Raw genomic sequence first — 485 nt, 5'->3', positions numbered from 1 at the left:
ACAGCATTCAATGGTAAACAACTTTTAAGTGGAAATTTTACTAATCAAGAATTTCAAATCGGTGCTCAGTCAAATCAAACTGTAAAAGCTAGTATAGGTCCAACCCAATCAAGTAAAATTGGTGTTACTAGATTTGAAACTGGTTCTATGTCTCATAGTAGTGGTGTGGTTGAGCTTAATATCAAAAATTATAATGGTGTGGATGATTTTAAATTCCAACCTGTAGTGATTTCATCTTCAGTAGGTACTGGTATAGGTGCTTTAGCTGAAGAGATTAATAGGGTAGCTGATGTAACTGGTATTAGAGCAAATTTCTTAGTAGAAACTACCGGAGCCGGTCCTATCAAAGCTGGAGTTACTAGTGATGATTTTACTATCAACGGAGTTAAAATAGGTAGGATAGAATATCAAGATAGTGATCAAAATGGAGCTTTGGTAGCTGCTATTAACTCAGTAAAAGATAGCACAGGCGTAGAAGCTTCAAG

1 protein-coding gene is annotated in these 485 nt (G+C 35.7%); it reads left to right on the top strand.

What is annotated here, in order from left to right:
- A partial coding sequence (locus CAMP5118_RS07985) for a flagellin hook IN motif-containing protein (protein WP_337217029.1) occupies positions 1 to 485 on the top strand: 485 nt, incomplete at both ends.

Origin of the sequence: Campylobacter sp. LMG 7929, from assembly GCF_024723595.1 — a bacterium.
Lineage (GTDB): Bacteria > Campylobacterota > Campylobacteria > Campylobacterales > Campylobacteraceae > Campylobacter_D.
The sequence above is the reverse complement of the archived record's forward strand: the minus strand, read 5'-3'. Positions and strand labels throughout refer to the sequence as shown.